The following is a 19,798-nucleotide window of genomic DNA, read 5'->3' on the forward strand; positions in this document are numbered from 1 at the left end:
AAATAAGTTCTTAATGAAAAATCAGCTTATGACCTCCTGCAACTTGGAAATATCCTCTACCAATTTTTCCCAAGAAGAATTACTCTTATCCAAGTGAGATTTCACCTCCTCAAACTCCTTTTGCACCTTTTCGGCTGATTCAAGGTCTTCGTAGAGTTTTGGGTCTGCTAACTTTTCCTCCAGTGATTTGCTTTTCTCTTCCCATCGCTCCAATTCCTTTTCCACTTGCTCGAGTTCATATTCTAATTTCCTCAAACTCTTTTTTGCCTCATTCAGCTCAGAATTTGCAATGGGTGCCTTGACCTTTTCTTTCTTTGGGGCAGCTTTTTCCTCTTGCTTTTCTACTTCATCCTGCTGACTTTTCCAAAACTCATACTCCTCATAGGTTCCGGGATATTCCTTGATTTGATGGTCCTCGATGTACCAGATTTTATTGGCAACACCCCGGATAAAATGCCGGTCGTGAGACACCGTGATAAAGGTCCCCTCATACTGCTGCAAGGCTTGAATCAGAATATTGACCGATTGGAAATCTAGGTGGTTGGTCGGTTCATCGAGCAATAGAAAGTTAGCTTCGGAAATCAAGGTTTTTGCAAGAGCAACTCTGGATTTTTCCCCTCCTGAAAGCACTTTTATCTTCTTGAAAACATCCTCGCTGGAGAAAAGGAAACAGCCTAGGACATTTCTAAGCTCAGTTTCAGTTTTGTTGGAGCCAGCCTGTACCATTTCCTGAATGATTTCATTGTCAAGGGTGAGAGCCTCAAGCTGATGCTGCGCATAAAACGCCTTAATGACATTATGCCCTTCTGATCGCTCACCGGATATTTTTTCTGAGCCATCGATGATTCGCAAAAGTGTAGACTTTCCTTTTCCATTCGCACCGATCAGAGCAATTTTATCTCCTCGCTCAATTCGAGCTGTGGTATTTTGCAAAATCACCAGGTCTCCATAGCTTTTGCCGATATGATCCAAGGTGACAACATGCCTTCCGGATTTTTGAGAAAATTTGAAATTAAAATTCACAAAAGCCTCATCATTGACCACTTCCTGCACAAGATCCATACGTTCCAAAGCCTTAACCCGGGATTGAACCTGATTTGATTTAGATGCTTTGGCACGAAATCGCTCGATGAAGCGCTCGGTTTGCTTGATCATTTGTTGCTGATTCTCGTAGGCATTTTGCTGGATCTCCATCCGCTCCTTTTTCTCCTCCTTGTAGAAGGAATAATTTCCCGCATAAGTTGTCAGCGTATGACTCGATACTTCCACGATGGTAGAAACGCAATTATCCAAAAAAGTCTGATCGTGAGAGACTACGACTACAGCACCTTCATAGGTTTTCAGATAATTTTCTACCCACTGAATCGACGGAAGATCCAAGTGGTTAGTAGGCTCATCCAAGAGAAGAAGTGCAGGCCGCTCCAATAGCAATTTTGCAAGCATCACCCGCATTCGCCATCCTCCGGAGAAGGTCCTAAGGGGCTTGGTAAGGTCCTCCGTTTTGAATCCAATACCCTCTAGTACTTCCTCGGCTTTCGCTTTGATGGTATAGCCTTCATTTGCTTCAAATCTTTCCTGAAGACTTGCCAGGCGATTGATCACTTCTTCGGAATAATCCGTCTCCATCTTTTTCAGCACCTGATCTATCTCATCTTGCAAGGCCAAAGTCTCCTTGAATGCTGCCAATGCAACTTGAAGGATGCTCTCTTCCGATTGATAGGATAGCAGATCCTGATTCAAAAATCCAATGGAACAATCTTTTGCCTTTTGGACTTCACCACTTGAGGGCAGGTACTCCCCTGCTATGATTTTGAGAAGTGTGGACTTACCGGTACCATTTTGCCCTACCAATCCAATTTTGTCCTTGGGCTTGATATGAAGACTGGCATTTTCATAAAGCGGTCGTCCACCGATGAAGTAAGAAAGATTGTTAATCGAAAGCATGGGGCAAAAATAAGGATTCGACCGTTTATAGAGGCCTAGTATTAAAACAATCCAAAAAGAATTAATTTAGTATACCAAACAAAAAGAATAAAGAAATGAGAACTTCCACCCTGTTTTCGAATTTATTTATATTTCTACTGATTATTACTCAAGCTAGCTGCCAGCAAAAAACTGGTAATCAGACTAGTTTTAGCACACCGAATTCCAGCAATAAGCGATCAATCAAGGATGCTCAGGCAGATGTAAAGCTTGACAGAATCAAGTTGCCGGAAGGCTTTCAAATTGAAGTCTGGGCTGCAGATATCCCAAATGCAAGATCACTTTCTATGTCGGAAAATGGAGTGGTCTTTGTCGGAAACAGGCAGGAAAAAAATGTCTATGCGATACTGGATGAAGATGGAGATGGCAAAGCAGACAGCAAATTCATCTTGGTAGAGGGTCTCCGAATGCCTAATGGCGTCGCTTACAAAGATGGAGATCTCTACGTAGCAGAAGTCAGTAAGATTCTTAAGTTTCCAGATATTCTTGACAACCTCACCAATCCAAAATATGAGGTGATTTTTGACGGATATCCCACAGAACGCCATCATGGATGGAAGTTTATTGCTTTTGGTCCCGATGGAATGCTCTACGTCCCAGTCGGAGCGCCTTGTAATATTTGCGAATCAGAAGATGAGATTTTTGCCTCGATCACCCGAATTGATGTCAACTCTCCTAATCCTCAACCCGAAGTCTATGCACATGGAGTTCGAAACTCGGTTGGATTTGATTGGCATCCTGAGACAGGCAATCTATGGTTTACCGATAATGGTAGAGATATGATGGGTGATGATATTCCAGATTGCGAATTGAATGTTGCCACCACCGCCGGCCAACATTTTGGCTATCCTTACTGGCATGCCGGTGATGTGAAGGACCCTGAGTTTGGCTCAAAAGGTAAAGCCAAAGATGCCTATCAAGCCCCAAAAGCAAAGCTCGGAGCCCATACTGCTCCTCTCGGCATTCGTTTTTATGAGGGAGAGATGTTCCCCGATAGCTATCAAAACCAGGCCATCATCGCGAAGCATGGCTCCTGGAACCGAAGCAAAAAGTCAGGATACGATGTGGTTTTGGCAAAAATCAACTCTTCAGGAGAAGTGACAGAGGTTGAGCCTTTTGCTAGTGGATGGCTAGATGATGCTACTCAAGAAGTCTGGGGAAGACCCGTAGATGTTCAGGAATTACCTGATGGCAGCATTTTGATTTCTGATGATGTAGCCAACTGCATTTATCGAGTAAGCTATACGGGAAAATAAGGTTAACGAAATTTAGAACCCAAGCGGTAATTCGTAGGATGGGGAAACAGTTTGGGCAATGATTTTAATTTGCTCAGTAGAAAACTTGGGTAAAAACTGTCTCAAGACGTAGGCAGTTTCAGGATGAGATGGAACTGCTTTCATCTGGGAAAAATCCACCGATTCTTCCGATTCAAAATACCCGTAGTACTTCAATATACCTCCTTCGAAAACACATGCTGCTACTTCATCGGGAGTTCTGCCAGGGGTACAGATTTGAATTCCCTTTTTGCTCGCTTGAATATTCTCAATAAATGATTGGGCTTTGGCATTGTAGCTACCTGGACTAATTGCACTTCGACAAGCTCCTTCACAACGATCATCTTGGACAGTGGCACATGGAACGGAGCGAATACCTGTCAGTTTGGAACAAAGCTGGTAATTATCAACTGCATCCTTGAGAAAAAGCCTAGCCTCTTCCTGGTTAAAGAAAAACTCTAAAGGAGGATTATTTTTCCTCACTTTGGCTATTTGAAAGCGGGTAAAGCCATTCCCATCTTGGTAAGAATACAAACCCCAAAGTTGGGAAGGTCTTTTGATTGCAGCATTGAATTTTGGCCAAATACGTTTGATTTCAAGCGTTTCCAGCAAGAGCGCCATAAATTCCGTTCCTGTCAATTCCCATTTGAGGTCGGCGACCACAGCTTTAAGAGCCTGTTTTTGTACCAAAGAAGATTCGCCCGAAAAATGAGACCGAAACCGCTCCTGAATGTTTATTGCTTTTCCCACATAAACCACACGGGAATTGGAGTCTAGCATGTAATAGACACCGCATTCTGCAGGAATCTGTTCGAAGCGGTGACTGGGAAAATTCGGGGGTAAAAACCGGAGTGCCTTTTTGCCTTTGACCAATTCATAAACTACCTCGGGTTGCTTTTTGATCACCTGGTCAAAAAGAATCGCCGTGGCTTTGGCATCCCCCATCGCCCGGTGTCTTGCTTCGATAGGTATCCGAAGATGTTCGCAAATTCTTCCCAATCCATAAGATCGTAGGCCGGGAAAAGCCTTCCGAGAAAGACGTACGGTACAAAGTTTTGATGGAGAAAAATCTCTATCCAAAGCTAAAAAAGCCTCTCGAATAAATGAAAAATCAAAATTCACCTGATGGGCTACGAAAACTCTCCCCGCTAGCATTTCCCAAATCTGCTCAGCTACCTCCTCGAAGAGTGGAGCATCTTGGACCATCGCATTATCAATACCTGTAAGTCCCGTAATGTAATCCGGAATTCGCTGTTGAGGATTCAGAAGTGTTTGAAAAGTTTCCTTGATTTCTGTTCCATCATGAATCAGGATGGCAATTTCAGTAATTCCTCCAAACTTGCTATTACCTCCTGTGGTCTCGATATCTACTATGGCAAACTCCACGCTGTAAGTTAGCAATTACTCAGAGCTCCTCGACAATCGTGACACAAAAGGTCAGATGCTTGCTCGTTTGATATGGCTTGTAATCAATCTTTCGGCACATCGCTCCCCATCCATGGCGGCAGAAACAATCCCTCCTGCATATCCTGCGCCCTCGCCACAGGGATAGAGTCCCTTGATCTCAGGGTGTTCTAGGCTTTCCCGGTCTCGTGGGATTCTTACAGGAGAGGAAGTCCGGCTTTCAACACCAATGAGTTGAGCTTCATTCGTGTAATAGCCTCTCATCTTTTGCCCAAAAGCTTTGAATGCATCAGCTAATCTGCGAGAAATAAAATCGGGTAAAACTTCGCTCATATCTACTGCCTCAAGACCAGGCTGATAGGATGTTTCCAATAAGGAATTACTTATCTTTTTATTTACGAAATCTACCATTCTCTGAGCGGGTGCAACCTGAGTTTTACCCCCCATTTCCCAAGCTTTTCTTTCCACACTGGCTTGAAAATGCATCGCTGCCAAAGGTCCGAACTTTTGAAACTCGGGTAAATCCTCCAACTCCACTGCGACAACCATTCCTGAATTGGCAAAGCGGCTATCCCTACGGCTTGGACTCATTCCATTGACCACCAACTCTCCCGGAGAAGTAGCAGCTGGAACAATAAACCCACCTGGACACATGCAGAAACTGAAAACCCCTCGCTGTTTACCCTTATAATGGGTTTGATGCACCAATGAATAGGAAGATGCTGGTAAATAAGGTCCTCGGTCGACTTCGCAGTGGTATTGAATTCTATCGATTAGATTTTGAGAGTGCTCAATCCGAACACCCAAGGCAAAAGGTTTTGGCTCAATCAGCACTTTTTTTGTATAAAGCAATTCAAAAATATCCCTCGCCGAATGCCCAGTTGCTAAAATAACTCCCTCCCCTAAAATTCTATCTCCATGCTGTGTGATGACACCTTTGATTTCAGACTGATCAATGACAAAATCCTCGACTCGGGTTTCAAAATGAATCTCTCCACCAGATGCTAATATCGTTTCCCGGAGCTTAGTCACGACTACAGGAAGCTTGTTGGTACCGATATGGGGGTGAGCATCGACAAGGATCTCTTCAGTAGCCCCATGCCTCACCAGGATTTCCAAAATCCGCCGGATGTCTCCCCGTTTTTTGGATCGAGTATAAAGCTTACCATCCGAATAGGTTCCAGCTCCTCCTTCTCCAAAGCAATAATTAGAATCAGGATTGACAATATGCTCCTTATTAATCGCTGCAAGATCTCTTCTCCGAGCTCTGACATCCTTTCCTCTTTCAATGATGATTGGCTTCACGCCAAGCTCTATCGCGCGGAGTGCTGCAAACATACCGGCTGGACCTGCCCCAACAATTATTATTCGTTCAGCATTTCCAACATGGGGGTAATCAATGTCAATTTGAAGGCGGGAATCCGGGCTTTCTTTGAGGAAAATCTCTGCTTCTACATTTACGCGGACCTTTCTCCCCCGAGCATCAATGGATCGACGATTTTGTCTGACAAAGACCTCATCTTCAGAGGGTCTGATTCCAGCTTTTTGTAAAGCCGCTTTTTTAAATTGAACCTCATCGTATGCCTCTGAAGGGTCCAATTGCAATTGGAGTGTTTTTTTCATGGTAAGGGTTCTATCCTTAAATCATGGCAAAATTACACAGAAAAAAGTCGAAAACTTCAGAAAATAAAAAAGGCTACCCCGAGGTAGCCAAACTTATCTTATGCCGATTGAACACTAATTCAATCTATCTAGGACTTCGAATCTTGAAGAATTGGAAATGAATTCTGGGACAATCGTTTTAAGATGTCCTACCAGTTCATTTTCGGAGTTTTTCAGGATCAAATCCTGGAACAAGTCAATCTGACCATCAATTTTATGATAAGCCGCCGGCATCACCTGAGCGATCTTAATTTTTGGATGGTGAGTTATCTTGACCGTTTCAAAATCATTCAATAGTTCCTCATAAAGTTTTTCACCTTCCCTTAGTCCAGTGAAGATAATTTTGATATCCTCATCCTCTTTTTTACCAGAAAGCTGAATCATCTTCTTGGCGAGGTCTAGAATTTTCACAGGCTCTCCCATATCAAACACGTAGATCTCTCCTCCATTACCCATTACTGCGGCCTCTAACACCAACTGACATGCCTCAGGAATGGTCATAAAGTAGCGGGTAATTTCCGGATGAGTCACTGTCAAAGGACCTCCATGTAGGATTTGCTTTTTGAAAAGCGGAATGACCGAACCATTCGAACCTAATACGTTTCCAAATCGAGTGGTGATAAACTTGGTGTGATATTTTTTATGATTTACCTCCAAATACTCATTCAAAGCCTGCACATACATTTCTGCTGCACGCTTGCTAGCCCCCATTACATTCGTAGGATTCACTGCTTTGTCAGTGGAGACAAACACAAACTTATCAACTTGAGAAAGCACAGACAGATCTGCCAAAACCTTCGTTCCAATCACATTGGAATGAATTGCCTCCTCTGGATAATTTTCCATCATAGGCACATGCTTGTACGCTGCCGCATGGAAAACCACTTGAGGCTTAAAGGTTTTGAAGATCTCTTTCATCTTCTTTTTATTCCTTACATCTCCTAATACTATTTTAATGGGGCAATAGGAATAATTTTCCTTAAACTCATTTTCGATATCATAGAGTGCAGACTCCGCAATATCCAGTAAGATCAATAATTTGGGCTGGTAATGTGCTATCTGTCTGCAAAGCTCACTACCGATAGAACCTGCAGCACCAGTGACCAAAACTGTTTTATCGATCAAATCCTCATGAATCTGGGGATTATCCAAAATGATCTGCTCTCTGGAAAGAAGATCCTCAATTTTAATTTCACGTATAGCACCGGCAGTTAAACCACCATTGATCCATTGGTCCACAGGAGGGACGATAGAAACAGAAATCCCAAGTTTCAAGCATTCGTCAATGATCTCACGTTTCCGAAGGACGTCCAAATCTCGAACGGCAATTATCAGCTCCGTGACCCCATATTGATCTTTGAGCTTTGCCAATGATTTGATACCATGAAAGATTCTAATCCCTGCAATGTTTTTACCCTCCTTTTTAGGGTCATCATCCAAAAACGCGATGGTATTGAAATTACTATTGCTGTCTCGTTTGATAGCTTCCTGAGCAATCAGCCCAGATTCACCGGCACCGAAGATCACTCCACTTTTTTGTTCCTTGACGATAAATCCATTCTTCAAGTACACGAATAGTTCTTTTACCAGTAATCGGTAAAAAATCAGCATGAATAAGGAAGAAAGGCTGGCGATGATAAGAACCGAAGTAGGTAATAAAAACCTATCATTCAGGAAATTGCCATGGAAGAAGTTAAGAAAGAGAAATAGAACAAAATTGATAAATACGGTCTTGAAAATATTTGATCCGTCCTTAAATCCAGTATGTCGTACAATGCCTTCATAGGATCGGGTATTTTGCATGACGAGCAATCCACCGATCATGAATGTGAAACTTCCAGCAACGGCATCATTCTGCTCGATTACGGCTAATTCAAAGTTGAAACGAACCAAATAACCAAATAAGGCGCAATGAAAAAGAATTACAGAGTCAAGAGTGGCTATGATCCACCTTGGGAGGATTTTTAACCTTGCTAAAAAATTCATAGTAGATATTTATTCAAATAATCTGTTTTAACTGATGACCAAATAAAACTTGCTCAAAATAAGTCATTTTACTCATTACCACAAAACATCCTTATGTTTTTTCAAAATCGATCCAATTTTATTTTGCACTTTTCCAATATTTCTTAATTGAAATAGGATATACGGAAAACATTAACGGTTTAGATCGAAGAAGGAAAAAATTGCATTTGAATTCTATTCTAGGCACTTATTTTAGCTTTTACGCTTCTTGTACCCTCAAACCTTCCCATGCTTACATGGCCCGTTTGTGAAACACCCTTTCCCTGAAGCACATTAAAAAAAGTAATAAATAAAATTTTAAGGTCTAGGAATAGGCCGAAGTTCTCAACATACCAGACATCAAAGTCGAATTTTTCTTCCCAAGAAATGGTATTTCTGCCATTAATCTGTGCCCAGCCACTTACACCGGGAAGCACAAGATGTCTCTTTCTTTGATTTTCATTGTAGAGTTCTAAATAATCAACCAAAAGTGGTCTGGGACCAACCAAACTCATTTGGCCTGCAAGAACATTAAGAAGTTGTGGAATCTCATCCAAAGAGCTCCTTCGGATAAATTTTCCCAGGGAAGTAAGCCGCTCTTGATCAGATAACAGGTTCCCACTCTCATCGCAAGAGTCGGTCATCGTTTTAAATTTGAGAATATTAAAAATTCTCTCACCCTTACCTGGTCTTGGTTGCTTAAAAAAGGGATCACCCTTATGCGTGATTGATAAAAGAATCAAAAGAAACAAAAAGACGGGAGAAAGAACTAGAAATAATAGCCCTGCTAGGATTATATCCAAAGCTCGTTTCCCAAATTTCCTATACCACACAGCTAAAAGGTTTTAGCAAGCTCCTTCTTGAAAATGTCAACAATTCTTTCCTGATCTTCAAAAGTCAAATTTACTGAACTAGGAAGACAGATACCTTTGTGAAAAAAGCTTTTCGCTACATTCCCTCCGAAGTATTTGATTTCTTTAAAGACAGGTTGTAGATGTAGGGGTTTCCAAAGAAATCGAGTTTCAATGTCATTCTTCATCAAAGCTACTCGAACCTGATCATTTGAAAAGCCGGTAACCTCTTCATCAATCAAAATGGCTGTCAGCCAAAAATTTGACTTTGACTCATTTGCTTCAGGCTGGAAAGAAATCCCAACAAATCCTTCAAGAAGTTTTCTGTAATTAGCATTAATCTCTCGTCTCTTCTCCACAAATTCGTCGAGCTGTTCCAATTGTGCCAAAGCTACAGAGGCGCATAGATTATTCATTCGGTAATTGAAACCAATTTCCAAATGTTGATAGTAAGGCAAATCCTCTCTAGCTTGAGTTGAAAGGTATTTTGCTCTTTGGATCAAGTTAATTTTACTACTAACTAAAGCCCCTCCACCTCCGGCTGAGAGAATTTTATTACCGTTGAATGAATAGATCCCGACATCTCCAAATGTCCCACAGTAATCACCTCGGTAGGTACTACCCACAGCTTCAGCAGCATCCTCTATGATGGGAATTTGATATCGAGATGCAATAGACATGATTTCCTGAATTTTGGCAGGCATTCCAAACAGATGCACTATTACAATCGCTTTAGGCTTCTTTCCGTTTGCTATTCGATCTAGAATCGCATCTTCTAAAAGTTCTGGTGAGATATTCCATGTTTCAGGTTCGCTATCAACAAAAACGGGGGTGGCACCAAGATAAATTATCGGGTTTGCTGAAGCACAGAATGTAAATGTCTGACAGATAACCTCATCCCCTTTACCAATCCCTAAAAGAACCATAGAAAGGTGTAGGGAACTAGTGCCAGAGTTTAAGGCTACGATTTCATGAGAGGATAACTTATTTGAGAATTTTTCTTCAAATGAGTCAATAAAATCTCCATTGGTCGCAAGTTGACCTGAGCCTATGGCCATTTTAGTATATACCTCTTCATTTCCTCCAAAAGTAGGAACTGAAAGCTTGATAGCATTTGACATTTAATGACTTAGGGGTGAATCTGATGGAAACATATTACTAATCCAACAAAAATCCAACCAAGTGCTATAAAAAATAATTAATACTAAAAAGAAAATGAAAGTTAATTATAATTAATGGGGGTGTTTTCAAAATCTTTTATAGAAACTTTTGACTTTTGATTCCCCTTCTTTGAGCCATTGCTATTCTTACCATTGGCCAAAATATTTGGCTCTTTGGAAACTTTCTTTTTCACATATTTAACTGCTATCTGATCTAGCCTGAAACCAAGCCCCAGAGTAATCGCTGAAATTACCGGTAGTACGATATGATCAGAAAGATCTTTCATAAGAACAACAGACCCTACAATTAGCAATTGCACAAAAACCAAGGTAAGCGCTACATGATTGTGCTTCAATCCCATACGCATCAAAAAGTGATGTACATGACTTTTATCCGGCGTCATCGGGCCTTGACCTCTGCGGATTCTCCTAGTAAATACCCTTGCCATATCATAAAGAGGATATATCATCAGCGCTATACCTGATGAAAAAACTGGGCTAAAACGCCAGCTTGCTCCTTCAGGAAGTGCTGCATTGGATTCCATGAAAGCAACAACAAGTGCTCCTAGTGTAAAACCAAGGGTCAAAGAACCAGTATCTCCCATGAAAATCTTAGCTGGATGCCAGTTGAAGATTAAGAAACCTAGTATGCCTCCAAAAAAACTAAAGGATAAAACAGCATAACTTTCCAATCCTTGAAAAGCAAACCAAGCACCTAAAAGCCCTGAAACAACCAGACCTGTGCTTCCCGCAAGGCCGTCTAAACCGTCAATCAGGTTGAAAGCATTGGTCAAAGCCAAAAGGACAAACGCCGAGAATCCATAAGAGACAAAAAGGTGAAGTTCACCTATTCCAAGGAATCCATGTAGGTCCCTGATTCGAATATCGCCCATCACGACAACCATGGCCACCGCAACAAGCTGACCCAAAAGCTTCCTTGATGCCTTCAATTCCACCAAATCATCCCGCAATCCCACAATAAACATTAAACCGATTGCTCCCAAAAGATATCGTATGTCAGGAAGGGGGAATTGCCAACCCCATATAGCCATAGCAGCAGAGGCAGCGACAAAAAATCCAATACCACCCATAGATGGAACGAACTTTTTGTGGATTTTCCTCCCGCCGGGTTGATCTCCAATCTTGGCTCGCCAAAGCACTTTGATAATGATTGGCATCACTAAAAAACCGATTGCAAGGGATGTAAGAATTACAAATAAAAATAACATAAAATAGAGTATTTCACTTTTCAAAAGTACAGATTTAACAACTTAAAATCCAATTCATTAATAAAAAGATAATGAAATGATTAATATACTACCTAGTCTACAAAATGGAATAAAATTATAAAGTGTTTTTATGTCGACTTGAAATGCATTTTTTATGATTTTAAACAGTATAAAAAGAATAGATAAAACATTTTTTATTTTAAACAGAAGAATTATTTAACATAAACCCTTGAGGCATTTTTTTGAAGAGTAAGTGTCCCGTTGAGATTGACACCATCTCCCATCCCAAATATCACTTTGTCAAAGCCGGCCGGCAACTCAATACTTATTTCCTCATCTCCTAGGTTGTGAACAGCGAAAATCTCTTGACCCTCATGAACTCTGGAGTAAGCCATGATGGGTTTTGGATATTCGCTTGAAGGAAGACTCAATTTTCCTAAGGCTAAAGCTGGATAGGTATTCCTTAGATTGATCAGGCTTTTGTAATGATTGAAAATACTATTAGGATCATTGCGCTGCAAAGCCAAAGGAGTCACTTCACTATCGATACTGTATTTTGGCTCTATCCAAGTAGCCCTACCTTCATCCTTTGCTTTCACATCCCAAAGGAATGGCTCCCGAATATGTTCATCTGGCTTCAACCCTTTCATCCCTATTTCCTCTCCATAGTATAAGTAAGGAGCTCCGGGCATCGTAAGCATCACTGCAATAGCCTGCTTGTACTTGTCTACGTCCTCACCCAATTCATTCAAAAGCCTAGGTTGGTCATGGTTAGATGAAATGGTCGCATCGATAAACTCAGGAGTGATATTTTGATAGAAATCCAAAATCTCTTTTTGCTTCTTGGGCAGCAGCATTCCGTCAGCGGTATTGAATGCTTCCAAAAGCGTGTAATGGAAATCAAAGTTGAAAAGGGCCGGAAGACCTGGCAGATATGGGGCTACAATCTCTTTCTTGTCATAAACTTCCCCTACTAAATAAACATCTGGTTTTATGGCCTCCATTTTAGCACGAAACTCTTTCCAAAACTCATGATTATCCAAAGGTCTATCATCCGGGAAAATATGCTTTGCAGCATCCAGTCTAAAGCCGTCAACTCCAACCTCCTCTAGCCAAAACCGACCAATTTCATAGATTTCCTCCCGTACCTTGGGATTATCAAAATTCAAATCAGGCATTCCTCCCCAAAAGAAACCATAGTAGTAGTCCTCTCCTGATCCTGGATCATGCCATTGACGAATATTGTCGGAGTCCAGTGTAATCACTTTCTTATCCAAAAAATCGGCAATCGTATCTTTTTGAGCCCAGACGTAATAATCTCTGTAAGGGTTATCTCTACCCTTTTTGCTTTCCTGAAACCAAGGATGTTCTGTAGAGGTATGATTGATAATCATGTCAATCACGATTTTGATATCTCGCTGATGAGCTTCCTCTAAAAGGCGCTTGAAATCCTCCATGGTCCCATAGTCTGGATGTACCGCCTTATAATCCGTCACATCATATTTATGATAGGTCGGTGACGGCATAATAGGCATAAACCAGATGGCATTTGCTCCCAATTCCTGCACATAATCCAGCTTCTCGGTGACTCCATTGAAGTCTCCTATTCCATCCCCATCAGAGTCATAGAAAGACTGCACAAAAATTTCGTAGGTAACCCCTGCATTTGGCCAGTAGTTTTTCACCTCCGGCTCTTTTTCCTGATTACAAGAGAAATAGAACAAAGACAAAATGAGTGCGATTAGAGTAGATTTAGCTTTCATGATGAGTGAGCTTTTGGGAAAAAAGAAAAGTCACTTTTGAAGGTGACTTTTCAGAACTTAAACTGATTTAGTTTCTATTGATAGCATTGAGCATATCGAAGGCCATTTCCAGACGCTTCACAAAATTCTCCTCCCCTTTGCGTAGCCAAGCACGTGGATCGTAGAATTTCTTATTTGGACTATCCGGACCATCTGGGTTACCCAACTGAGTTTGAAGGTAGCCTTCATTTTTCTTGTAGTAATTCAAGACGCCTTCCCAAGTAGCCCATTGCATATCTGTATCGATATTCATTTTGATTGAACCATAGGAATTGGCTTCCCGAATCTCTTCTACAGAGGATCCTGACCCACCGTGGAAAACAAAATTTAATGGCTTGCCACTTGTACCAAATTTCTCATTGATATAATCCTGAGAATTCTTGAGAATAATTGGCTTCAAGCTTACATTTCCTGGCTTGTATACTCCATGGACATTACCAAACGCTGCAGCGATGGTGAAAAGATCGCTTACTTTTTTCAGATGCTCATAGGCGTAGGCGACTTCCTCAGGCTGAGTGTACAGCTTCGATGAATCGACATCAGTATTATCAACCCCATCTTCTTCTCCACCTGTCACCCCAAGCTCGATTTCAATCGCCATTTCCAATTTTGCCAGCTTCTTGAAGTAATCCACCGAGATTTCGACGTTTTCTTCCAAAGGCTCTTCTGAAAGGTCAAGCATGTGAGAACTGAATAGCGGCTTGCCATGAGCAGCGAAATGCGCTTCCCCTGCTTCGATCAAGCCATCAATCCATGGCAATAATTTCTTTGCAGCGTGGTCGGTGTGCAAAATAACGGGAACGCCATATGCTTCAGCCATTTGATGAACGTGGTGAGCACCTGAGATAGCTCCAGCGATGCTAGCCTGCTGCTTGTCATTTGCAAGACTCTTTCCTGCGAAAAATTGAGCCCCACCATTTGAAAACTGAATAATGACTGGAGAATTCACCTTTTTGGCTGTTTCCAAAACGGCGTTCACCGAATTAGTTCCAATCACATTCACTGCCGGAAAGGCAAACTCATTTTCTTTGGCATAAGCATAAAGATCACTAAGCTCTGCCCCGTATTTTACTCCTGGTTTAAATTTCATGTATTAATAGGTTTGGTTATCTCTTAATAAAGCGCTGATGCAGCACTCGTCTGGTATCAAACGCTTCAAAGATATAAATCCCATTTTGAATATTCCCCAAATCAAATTCTAATTTCTGTCGGATGTCTTGTGACTGACCGGACACAAACACCCTTCCACTCATGTCGATAATTCGATAATTGGCAGCATTCATCTCTTCTGGAAGCTCTACAGTAAGCTTTCCGGTAGTCGGATTGGGATAAATATTGAATTGACCTTCGGGAATAATTTCATCCGGAATCGAAGTGACGAAATCCTCCTGCAAAATCCCATCCTCTGGCTTTGGCAGAGGCTCGCTGGTAAAGAGCAAGAATTCAGAAGCGCGAAGGTTGAAATTGACTGTGGTCGAAGTGATAGTCAATTCCTCTCCTGTGAAATAGTTATACCATGTCCCCGTCGATGGGAATGACAAGGGGACATTGCCGGCAGTCCCAAGTCCGAAGTTCCCGTGGATCACCACATCCATATCAGGGTGCTCCAAAATAATTGATTTCACTCCCCCACTCAGGTTAAGTGTGGTTTTTTCTGGTTCATTGAATGCTTCATGCGACTTTTTCAGCTTGATCATTTCTTGATAAAGTTTGAACAAGCGAATACGTTGAGGGTCATTCAAATATTCCCAGCGTGTTGGTTTGATGCCAAGACGATCATTATTGAGCTCTTCATCATAGCCAAATTCTCCAAACTGCCAGAGCATCTTAGGTCCGGGCACACTAAAATAAAAGGCTGTCAATAGCTGATTCCGGTTGACTGCATTTTCTAACTGTCTCAAATTGACCGGCGAGGTCTTTCCAAAATTTAAGGACTCCCACATGACCCGTTCTTCGTCGTGAGATTCTTGGTAGGCTACCAGATTCGGGTCATTCCAACCTCTATTTCCATGATAGGCCCAGCCAAAGTCTTTATTTTCACCTTTTGCCATTTCCCGGAAATCGAAATTCATGTTACCCCAAAACATCATCCCGTAATCGGCCAATTCTTTTTCTTCGTCATTGGCAGAGAGATGCTCCAAAATAACGTAGGCATCCGGATGATTAGCCTTGATTCGATCATAAATTCCTTTCCAGATTTTTATCCGACTAGGGTCATACTGAGACCAAAGACCTACATTATCTCCTGTGTTGACCTGAGTAAAGCCTTTGCTCAAATCAAATCGAAAGCCATCGAATTTATATTCAGTCAACCAGTAATTATTAACCGAATCAACAAATGCTGCCGTGTATGGGCTCTCGTGGTTGAAGTCATACCCCACATTAAATGGATGCTTTGCCACCCGATTGAGCCATGGATTGTCCTCAGTTGGAGCTCCATAGTCACCATCATTGTACAGACGGACAAAAGGGTTCTGACCAAAGGCATGATTCAGCACCATATCCAAAATCACCATGATTCCCCTACCATGGGCCTCATCAATCAGCTGCTTGAGGTCATTTTTGGTACCATAAAACTTATCAGGCGCAAAAAAGAAGGATGGATTGTATCCCCAAGATAAGTTTCCTTCAAACTCACCAATTGGCATGAGCTGAATGGCATTCACTCCCAATTTCTCTAAGTAGTCAAGTCGCTCAATCACTGCCTTGTAGGTTCTTCGATCATCAAAATCCCGAACCAACAACTCATAAATCACCAATTCCTCCGAGTCAACCTTTTCGTAATTGACATTTTTCCAAGCATAAGGGGTTTGTGCAGTTTGGAGAAAAGAAGCCTGAAACTCCGTTTTACCGCTTGGGTAGGGTTTGAGTCCTGGATAGCGCCCTTGATCGATAATTTCCTGATCCAAAAATGGGTCGGAAATTTTATCGGCATAAGGGTCACCTATTCGAATGGTTGCATCGACTAGATATTGGAAAATATATTCTTGCTGTGGTGTAAGACCTGAAATTTTCAACCAAAAAATTTCTCCATCCGGAGTTCTCTTCATTTGATAATCAGGCAGCACCTTCCAATCATTAAAATCTCCAATCACATGCGCAATTCGCTTTCCGGGAGCCTGCAAGGCTAAAATCACTTCGGTATCAGAGATATAATTGATTCCAAGCTGGGTTCCTTGCGGAAGTGGGGCCTGCTCTGATTCTGTAAAGACATTGATGGTGACTGCTTCAGAATCTGTTTCATCACCCAAAACGGCTTTAGCTGTCAATGTAAAAGTTCCCGCCTCGGTGGCAGAAAACGGGTAGGAAAGCGAATTAACGCTTTGTGCTTCAGCAACCTCAGTTCCATCCAGTTCAAAACTAATATCCGAAGTAGCAGAAGTCTCAGCTTTGAAAGTATAGGATTCTCCTACTTCGAGTGAAATCTCATTTGTGGCTGGGTCTGTAATATTTACAGTAAATCCCTGCGCCAAGTCAATAAAAAAGTCTCCATTTGAGGAGGTTTTTCCTTCCAGAGTACCGGCTGCATTTCTAAAAACGGCTCCCAATCGGTAAATGGTTAAATCGTTTGGATTGTCAAAAAAGTCATTGGGTGTGAGTTCAAAGGTGTAGATATTGGCTTCTCCCTCCACCTTGGTCATTTTGGCATTGGGATCAGCTGTCCCCCATTGAAAAGGAACAATGGACCAAGTCGTCGAATTTGGTCCCTCAGTGACGGCTCCGATATGAATATAAATGTCGCAGTTACAATTGGCTAGACCAGTAGTTCCTTTAGACGCATCGTAGATTATTTTGATTTTCTCAGCAGCATTCGGAACAGAAGGATCTGTTGTGACCTGTGCCAAAGATGGAAACCAAAAAAGGGTAAAAAGAAAGAAGGTGAAGACGCACTTGATTGGTTTCATTTTTGGGAATTTGATAAATGATAAACCGACTCCAAACCAAATTTTGCTTGGAGTCGGTAAGTAAAAATCTTGATTGGAATTAATTTTTAGTCATAGTGTAAAGAACTTCACCTGGAGTACGGAAGTCAAGAGTGATGGTATAATTTCCTGCTTCAGATACTGCAATATTTGCTCCGTCTGCCTCAAGCACACCATCGGCACCTCCGAAATTGAATGCCCAGTCCTGATTAGCTCTAAACTTCATTTCCCCTTCTACAAGGTCTGCTGTGATGGTCAAGACATTCTCATCTCTGTTAAAGCCCATCTTCGTTTCAGAATCCCATCCACCGGGCGTTGCATTACCGATGATTCCCCAATATAAAGGATCACTCAGTTCATAAGTTTTTGCTTCTAAATCTACTTTCATCAGGTAAGTACCGAATTCGGTCACTTTGATATTGTCTCCATCTTGATCAAGTGTGCCATCTGCACCATTATCGCCGTAATTCACATCCCAGCTATTGGTTTCATTGACCTTGAACTCGCCAGTACCACCAGGTAGAATATGTACATATCCTTCAAATACATTGTCAAAATTAACTGACTTCAACACCGTCATTTCGTTTTCTGGATTCCATCCTTGATAGTCACCAGGAACATACATTACTGGAAATGCTACATCAGCATTGTAAGGGGTCACGGTAAGTCTTACAGACTCACCAAAAATTGGTGATAATGGCTGTGAAATTGAAGCCTTCACCCGAAAATCTACCTCAGTAGGGGTATCGAACATAGCTCCCTTTGCAAGTACTTCATCGTTTAAGTCTTGCGCCATTACTTCAATGATATTTGAAGTCGAGGAACCTAGGGAAACTGGATTTGCGAAATTAGATCCAGCTAGATCCATCTCCAGTTCGTAAGTCACAGAACCTGTCATACCGAAGTCTGCGGCAGTAACAGTAAAAGGAATCAACTCTTCTGGATTATCAACACTCAAGCTTAGACTAGTACCAGAGCTTGGGCTTGACAAAGTTGAACCAGTTTGTGGAATAATGGGGGGCATTTCATAGTTTTCACAAGCCCACATCGCAGGAATTACTGCAACCATCCAACCTAGTTTTTTTAAAATTTTCATAGTAATTGGAATTGTTAATTGATTTTGATTTCGATTTTACCGCAGACTTGGAAAAGTACAATTTAGAATCCTCTCTAAGCTTCTCAGACCAAGTCCGATCTAGATAATCTTATGAAAAGATAATTTGAGGCTATACACAAAGCAATAGGTTTTGAAAAAATATTGGGACTATTTTCGATGCAATCGGTTGCGTTAACGTTTGCATAATCCGCAATTTTTTGAATTAAAATTTGGTGGAATTAAGAAAAATCAAAGATTAGAGTGTAAAACCTTTTTTGGACTTATTCATTTAAGTCCGATTTTGTTTTAACTTAGATTCTCGGAATAATATAATTTATGAAAATAGGACAAGCTACCATCAAGGATATTGCTCGGGAACTGAATGTTTCCTCTTCCACGGTTTCGAGAGCATTGAAAGATTATCCCGGGATCAGTGACGAAACCAAGCGAAAGGTCAAGGAGCTTGCAGAAAAGCTTAACTACCGACCCAATGCCATTGCCCTATCCCTTCGAAAGAGTCGCTCTTTTACGATAGGGGTTATTATTCCTGAGGTGGTTCATTTTTTCTTTTCCACAGTGATTTCCGGAATTGAGGAGGAGGCCAATTCTAGAGGGTACAATGTGATTCTGACCCAAACCAATGAAAAACTGGACCGGGAAAAATCCAGCATTGACACCATGCTATCCAATCAAATCGATGGATTTCTGGTCAGCCATTCGAAAGAAACAGAGGATTTTGAGCATTTTTCTAAGTTATTGGATCAAGGCTATCCCATTGTGTTTTTTGATCGAGTACCGCAAATCCCCCATGCTGTCAATGTCACCGTGGATGATTATAAGGGGTCATTTGATGCAGTCAGTCACCTGATTCAACAAGGATACAAACGCATTGTCCACCTATCAGGACCAAAAAACCTAACCATCAGCACCGAAAGGATACGAGGATATAAGGATGCATTGCTCGCACATGGAATTGAAATCAATGATGCACTTATTGTAGAATGTCCACTCGGGACTGATGATGAAAGCAGGAAAACAACCAGACAGCTGCTTGAATCGATGGAAGAACGACCCGATGCTTTTTTTGGAAACAATGATATGGCCGCAGTCGGGGCGATGTTGGCCTGTAAGGATTTGGGATTGAGAGTACCTGAGGACATTGGTGTGGTTGGCTTTTCGAATTGGCAGTTTTGTTCGATGATTGATCCAGGGCTTTCTTCTGTAGCCCAACCTGGGTTTCAAATGGGTGCAAAAGCTACCCAATTACTTCTTGACTTAATTGAGAAAAAGATCAATCCAGAAGATATAAAAGAGTCGATTACACTTCCTACCGAACTTTTGATCCGAAAATCATCTGTTCGCTGATTTTTTTTAAAAATTTTAGAAAAAAATGTGCAATCGATTGAATAG

Annotated in this window: 13 protein-coding genes; 2 read left to right on the forward strand and 11 right to left on the reverse strand. The window is 41.5% G+C overall.

The window, feature by feature from the left end:
* Positions 1-21 precede the first annotated feature (21 nt).
* Positions 22-1,944: an ABC-F family ATP-binding cassette domain-containing protein gene (locus CDH51_RS04575; RefSeq protein WP_100627450.1), complete on the reverse strand. Its 1,923-nt coding sequence runs from the start codon at positions 1,942-1,944 to the stop codon at positions 22-24.
* Between the two features lie 95 nt (positions 1,945-2,039).
* Between CDH51_RS04575 and CDH51_RS04580 the strand changes: the two genes are divergently transcribed.
* Positions 2,040-3,239, forward strand: a complete 1,200-nt coding sequence (locus CDH51_RS04580; RefSeq protein ID WP_100627451.1) for a PQQ-dependent sugar dehydrogenase — start codon at positions 2,040-2,042, stop codon at positions 3,237-3,239.
* A gap of 12 nt (positions 3,240-3,251) precedes the next feature.
* Here CDH51_RS04580 and CDH51_RS04585 read toward each other — a convergent pair whose 3' ends face one another.
* The 10 genes from CDH51_RS04585 to CDH51_RS04630 all read right to left on the reverse strand — a co-directional run bounded on the left by CDH51_RS04585 (position 3,252) and on the right by CDH51_RS04630 (position 18,388).
* Positions 3,252-4,643 (reverse strand): exonuclease domain-containing protein, encoded by a 1,392-nt coding sequence (locus CDH51_RS04585; RefSeq protein WP_100627815.1) that lies wholly within the window; start codon positions 4,641-4,643, stop codon positions 3,252-3,254.
* 51 nt (positions 4,644-4,694) lie between these two features.
* Positions 4,695-6,284 carry an NAD(P)/FAD-dependent oxidoreductase gene (locus CDH51_RS04590; protein ID WP_100627452.1) on the reverse strand — a complete coding sequence of 530 codons (1,590 nt, stop codon included), beginning with the start codon at positions 6,282-6,284 and terminating at the stop codon, positions 4,695-4,697.
* A 114-nt stretch (positions 6,285-6,398) separates the two neighbouring features.
* Entirely contained in the window at positions 6,399-8,309 is a 1,911-nt protein-coding gene (locus CDH51_RS04595) for a polysaccharide biosynthesis protein (RefSeq protein ID WP_026945040.1), read from the reverse strand.
* A gap of 218 nt (positions 8,310-8,527) precedes the next feature.
* Complete coding sequence (locus tag CDH51_RS04600) at positions 8,528-9,160, reverse strand: sugar transferase (RefSeq protein WP_100627453.1); 633 nt, start codon at positions 9,158-9,160, stop codon at positions 8,528-8,530.
* Positions 9,161-9,162: 2 nt separating this feature from the next.
* Entirely contained in the window at positions 9,163-10,299 is a 1,137-nt protein-coding gene (locus tag CDH51_RS04605; RefSeq protein WP_100627454.1) for a DegT/DnrJ/EryC1/StrS family aminotransferase, read from the reverse strand.
* Between the two features lie 101 nt (positions 10,300-10,400).
* Positions 10,401-11,567: a glycosyltransferase family 4 protein gene (locus CDH51_RS04610; protein WP_100627455.1), complete on the reverse strand. Its 1,167-nt coding sequence runs from the start codon at positions 11,565-11,567 to the stop codon at positions 10,401-10,403.
* 212 nt (positions 11,568-11,779) lie between these two features.
* Complete coding sequence (locus CDH51_RS04615) at positions 11,780-13,330, reverse strand: alpha-amylase family glycosyl hydrolase (RefSeq protein WP_100627456.1); 1,551 nt, start codon at positions 13,328-13,330, stop codon at positions 11,780-11,782.
* 67 nt (positions 13,331-13,397) lie between these two features.
* Entirely contained in the window at positions 13,398-14,459 is a 1,062-nt protein-coding gene (gene fbaA, locus CDH51_RS04620) for a class II fructose-bisphosphate aldolase (protein ID WP_100627457.1), read from the reverse strand.
* A gap of 16 nt (positions 14,460-14,475) precedes the next feature.
* The gene (locus CDH51_RS04625; protein ID WP_100627458.1) at positions 14,476-17,274 is read right to left on the reverse strand and encodes an alpha-amylase family glycosyl hydrolase; all 2,799 of its coding nucleotides are present in this window, start codon (positions 17,272-17,274) and stop codon (positions 14,476-14,478) included.
* Positions 17,275-17,353: 79 nt separating this feature from the next.
* Positions 17,354-18,388 carry a SusE domain-containing protein gene (locus CDH51_RS04630; protein ID WP_232724740.1) on the reverse strand — a complete coding sequence of 345 codons (1,035 nt, stop codon included), beginning with the start codon at positions 18,386-18,388 and terminating at the stop codon, positions 17,354-17,356.
* A gap of 336 nt (positions 18,389-18,724) precedes the next feature.
* Here CDH51_RS04630 and CDH51_RS04635 point away from each other — a divergent pair, with 336 nt between their 5' ends.
* Entirely contained in the window at positions 18,725-19,753 is a 1,029-nt protein-coding gene (locus tag CDH51_RS04635; RefSeq protein ID WP_100627459.1) for a LacI family DNA-binding transcriptional regulator, read from the forward strand.
* The last annotated feature ends 45 nt before the right edge of the window (positions 19,754-19,798 follow it).

It is taken from the genome of Algoriphagus formosus (assembly GCF_002807035.1).
GTDB classification, from domain to species: domain Bacteria; phylum Bacteroidota; class Bacteroidia; order Cytophagales; family Cyclobacteriaceae; genus Algoriphagus; species Algoriphagus formosus.